The organism is Trinickia sp. (assembly GCF_051961175.1).
GTDB lineage: Bacteria > Pseudomonadota > Gammaproteobacteria > Burkholderiales > Burkholderiaceae > Trinickia.
This window is the reverse complement of record NZ_JBQCDN010000348.1, coordinates 1-4,682: the sequence shown is the minus strand read 5'-3', so window position 1 is coordinate 4,682 and position 4,682 is coordinate 1. Positions and strand designations below refer to the sequence as shown.

The window sequence follows — 4,682 nt, the reverse complement described above, 5'->3', positions numbered from 1 at the left end:
GAGCTATGGCATATAACGTGACCCTCCGGCAAAGCGGCCGGCAGTTTCAAGTAGAACCCGACGAACCCGTGCTCGTCGCCGCGCTGCGCCAGGGTATCGGCGTCCCGTACGGTTGCAAGAACGGCGCATGCGGCTCGTGCAAGGGCGCCGTCGTGTCGGGCCAGATCGAACAGCGCTCGCATTCGTCGTCTGCCCTCTCCAACGACGAAAAAACGCGCGGCATGGCGCTCTTTTGCTGTGCGACCGCGCAATCGGATCTCGTCATCGACGTGCGCGAAATCGCGGGCGTCGGCGACGTCCAGGTCAAGAAGCTGCCTTGCCGTGTGAACGCGCTGGAGCGCCGCGCGGACGACGTCATGGTCCTCAAGCTGCAATTGCCCGCCAACGAGCGGCTCCAATATCTGGCGGGCCAATACGTCGAATTCATTCTGAAAGACGGCAAGCGCCGCAGCTACTCGATGGCGAGCGCGCCGCACGAGGAAGGCCCGATCGAACTGCACATCCGGCACATGTCGGGCGGCCTCTTTACCGATCACGTCTTCAATACGATGAAAGAGCGCGAAATCCTGCGCTTCGAGGGCCCGCTCGGTACGTTCTTCCTGCGCGAAGATTCGGACAAGCCGATCGTCCTGCTCGCCTCGGGCACGGGCTTCGCCCCGATCAAGGCGATCGCCGAACACGCGTTCTTCAAGAACATCGAGCGGCCGATCACGCTGTACTGGGGGGCGCGCCGCAAGAAAGATCTGTATATGCTCGAACTGGCGCAAAGCTGGGCGGCGGATCATCCGAATTTCAAGTTCGTCCCCGTGCTGTCCGAGCCGGAGCCGAGCGACGCGTGGACGGGCCGTACCGGCTTCGTGCATCGTGCCGTGATCGAGGATCTGCCCGATCTGTCGGGCCATCAGGTCTATGCGTGCGGCGCACCGGTCATGGTCGAATCGGCCCAGCGCGATTTCACCGCTCACCATCAATTGCCGGCCGAGGAGTTCTACGCCGATTCGTTTACGAGCGAGGCCGATCTCGTCAACGCCGTGTAACGATGACGAAAAAATGCGACCGATGATGCGCCGCAGCGATTGCATCGTCACGCGCGCTGTCGTATTCTTGCGCCCATGACCTGCTACCTGTCCACGCTCCGACGTCGCCGCTCGCTCCCGCCAAGGGAAGCCGTCGGCTCGTAGCTAGCGGACGTGCGCCTCGCCAGCAATCAGCAGCAAAGCGAGGGGTGCGAAACCGGTCAAACCGCGAAAGCCACGGAGTTCCGTGGCTTTTTTCATTTCCCCCTTCCTCTTTCACCTTCACTCATTTATCGCGGAGCCGTGCCATGCAATCGACGCAGAACCCGACGCAGTCGCTGATGTACATCACCACCCGGCCGGACATCGTCTTCACGCGAGGCTCGGGCTCCTGGCTATTCGACAGCGAAGGCAAGCGCTACCTCGATTTCATCCAAGGCTGGGCGGTCAATTGCCTCGGGCACTGCCATCCCGCAATGATCGAAGCGCTCGACACGCAGGCGCGCAACCTCATCAACCCGTCGCCGGCCTTCTACAACGAGCAGATGGCGAACCTTGCCACGCTGCTGACCGAGCACAGCGTCTTCGATAAGGTCTTCTTCGCCAACAGCGGCGCGGAGGCCAACGAAGGCGCGATCAAGCTCGCGCGCAAGTGGGGCAAGAAGTTCAAGAACGGCGCGTACGAGATCATCACGTTCGATCACGGCTTTCACGGCCGGACGATCGCGACGATGTCGGCCAGTGGCAAACCGGGCTGGGACACGATGTACGCGCCGCAAGTATCGGGCTTTCCGAAGGCCGAGCTGAACGACATCGCGTCTGTCGAGAAGCTCATTAGCGAGAAAACCGTCGCCGTCATGCTCGAGCCGATTCAAGGCGAAGGCGGCGTCATTCCGGCCACGCGCGAGTTCATGCGGGAACTGCGTGAGCTGACGAAACGCCACGGGTTGCTGCTCATCGTCGACGAAGTGCAAAGCGGTTGTGGCCGCGCCGGCACGCTCTTCGCCTACGAGCTCTCCGGCATCGAGCCCGACATCATGACGCTCGGCAAGGGTATCGGCGGCGGCGTGCCGTTGGCGGCGCTGCTCTCGAAGGCGGAGGTCGCGGTGTTCGAAGCCGGCGATCAAGGCGGCACGTACAACGGCAACCCCTTGATGACGGCGGTGGGCTATGCCGTCATCAAAACATTGGTCGCGCCGGGCTTCCTCGAAGGCGTGCGCTCGCGCGGCGAGTACTTGCGGGCGAAGTTGCTCGAATTATCGGCCGAGCGCGGTTTCGAAGGCGAGCGCGGCGAAGGCTTGCTGCGCGCGTTGTTGCTCGGTAAGGACATTGGGCCGCAGATCGTCGAAAAGGCGCGCGACATGCAGCCCACCGGCCTGCTGCTGAACGCTGCTCGGCCGAACCTGCTGCGTTTCATGCCGGCTTTGAACGTGACCGAGGACGAGATCGATCAAATGATGGCGATGCTGCGGACCGTGCTCGATTCGCTGTAATCGCTCGGGACCCAGCGCCGAGCGGGCCACCGCCCCGCTCGGACATCGAACAAAAAAGCCGCATGCGTTCGTCACGCATGCGGCTTTTTGCTGCGGCCTGGACCTCGATGTGAGATCCAGGCCGGGAAGAACAGCAAGAACGCTTACATCGAAACCTTGTTGATGAACGTGCGCTTGCCTTCCTTGTAGCCGTACATCGAAATGATGCCGTGCTTCAGGTCGCCCTTCGCATCGAACGTCGTCTCGCCGATCACGCCCTTGTAGTCGGTCGTCGGCATGGCGGCCAGAATCTTCGCCGAATCCACGGAGTTCGCACGCTTCATCGCATCGACAATGATGTAGACGGCATCGTACGTGTACGGCGAATACAGCACGACGTCCTGGCCGTAGCGCTTCTTGTACTTCGCTGCGAAGGCAGAACCGCCTGCCATCTGATCGAGGCCCACGCCCGCTTGCGAGCAGACGATGTTGTCCGCCGCGTTGCCGGCCAGATCGGCGATGTTCGCCGTGCACACGCCGTCGCCCGCGAGGATCTTCGCGCGCAGGCCCAATTGCTTGGCTTGCTTGGCGAACGGACCGCCCGTGGCATCCATCGCGCCGATCATGATGGCGTCGGGATTCTCGCCCTTGATCTTCGTCAGGATCGCGCGGAAGTCGACAGCCTTGTCGTTCGTCGCGTCGTGCGAAACGACGGTCAGGCCAGCCGCCTTCGCCGCCACTTCGAATTGCTGCGCCAAGCCCTGACCGTAGGCGGTGGAATCGTCGACGATCGCCACCTTCTTCACTTTCATTTCCTTCGCCGCGTAGTTCGCGAGCGCGGGACCTTGCTGCGCGTCGGTCGCAACGACACGGTACGTCGTCTTGAAGCCTTGTTCGGTGTACTTCGGATTCGTGGCCGACGGCGAAACCTGCACGATGCCGGCATCGCTGTAGATCTTCGATGCGGGGATCGACGTGCCCGACGTTTCGTGCCCGACGACAGCGACGGCCTTATCGTCGACGAGCTTTTGCGCGACTTGCGTCGCTTGACGCGGATCGCCAGCGTCGTCTTGCGGGTCGAGTTGGAGCGTTACCTTTTGGCCGCCGATGACGAGGCCCTTCGCGTTGATCTCTTCGATCGCGAGGCGAGCGCCGTTTTCATTGTCCTTGCCTTGGTGAGCCAAACCGCCCGTCAGCGGCGCGACGTGGCCGATCTTGACGATCGTGTCGGCCTGTGCGGCATTGCAAAGTGCAAACGAGAGCGCGGCTGCTGCGGCACAGCCGGTGAGAAGCGACTTAATCACTGTTGTAATCCCTTTTGGTAGACCGGGTTTCGAGACACTACTTGTGGGCCGTGTCGGCCCATTGACAGCGCCCGTGCGGGTAGCACGGGCGCTTGAGAGGATTATTGCTCGCTACTCGCGATTACTCGCGATTACTCGCGGTTACTCGCCGAGATACGCAGCCCGCACCTTCGGATCGTCGAGCATTTGCTTCGCATCGCCCGACATCGTGACCATGCCAGAATCCATCACGTAGCCACGGTTCGCCGCCTGCAACGCGAGACGTGCGTTCTGCTCCACGAGCAGCACGGTGAGGCCTTCCTTCGAGATGTCGCGCACAACTTCGAAGATCTTCTCGACCATGATCGGCGACAGGCCCATCGACGGCTCGTCCAGCAGCAACAGCTTCGGACGGCTGATGATCGCCCGTGCCATCGCCAGCATCTGCTGTTCGCCGCCCGAGAGCGTGCCGGCCAGCTGCTTCGCCCGCTCTTTCAGACGCGGGAAATAGCCGAACATGCGATCGACATCCTTCTGAATACCGTCGGCGTCGTTACGCAGATAAGCGCCCATCTGCATGTTTTCGAGAATCGACATGCGCGCAAAAATGCCGCGGCCTTCCGGCACCATCGCCAGGCCGCGCTTGAGCAGCTCGTGCGCCGGCACGCCCTTGATCGACTCGCCCATGTACTCGATGTCGCCCGCCGAGTAGGGCTTCAAGCCCGTGATGGCCTTCATCGTCGTGGTCTTGCCTGCGCCGTTCGCACCGATCAGCGTGACCAGTTCGCCCTGCGCGACTTCCATGTCGACGCCCTTCACTGCCTGGATGCCGCCGTAATTGACCTGCAGGCCCTTGATTTTCAACATTGCCGTAGCCATCAGTGGACCCCCGCGCCCAGATATGCCTCAAT

Annotated in this window: 4 protein-coding genes; 2 read left to right on the top strand and 2 right to left on the bottom strand. The window is 62.0% G+C overall.

Going from position 1 to position 4,682, the window contains the following annotated elements:
• The first annotated feature begins 5 nt into the window (after positions 1-5).
• Both ACTHL0_RS20300 and ACTHL0_RS20295 read left to right on the top strand, forming a co-directional pair.
• Entirely contained in the window at positions 6-1,037 is a 1,032-nt protein-coding gene (locus tag ACTHL0_RS20300; RefSeq protein WP_440568679.1) for a CDP-6-deoxy-delta-3,4-glucoseen reductase, read from the top strand.
• Between the two features lie 38 nt (positions 1,038-1,075).
• Positions 1,076-2,509, top strand: a complete 1,434-nt coding sequence (locus ACTHL0_RS20295; RefSeq protein WP_440568678.1) for an acetylornithine transaminase — start codon at positions 1,076-1,078, stop codon at positions 2,507-2,509.
• 143 nt (positions 2,510-2,652) lie between these two features.
• Here the strand turns inward: ACTHL0_RS20295 and ACTHL0_RS20290 are convergent, their stop codons facing one another.
• Positions 2,653-3,792, bottom strand: coding sequence for a branched-chain amino acid ABC transporter substrate-binding protein (locus ACTHL0_RS20290; RefSeq protein ID WP_440568677.1), 1,140 nt, complete (start codon positions 3,790-3,792; stop codon positions 2,653-2,655).
• 141 nt (positions 3,793-3,933) lie between these two features.
• Positions 3,934-4,650, bottom strand: coding sequence for an ABC transporter ATP-binding protein (locus ACTHL0_RS20285; RefSeq protein ID WP_440568675.1), 717 nt, complete (start codon positions 4,648-4,650; stop codon positions 3,934-3,936).
• Positions 4,651-4,682 lie beyond the last annotated feature (32 nt).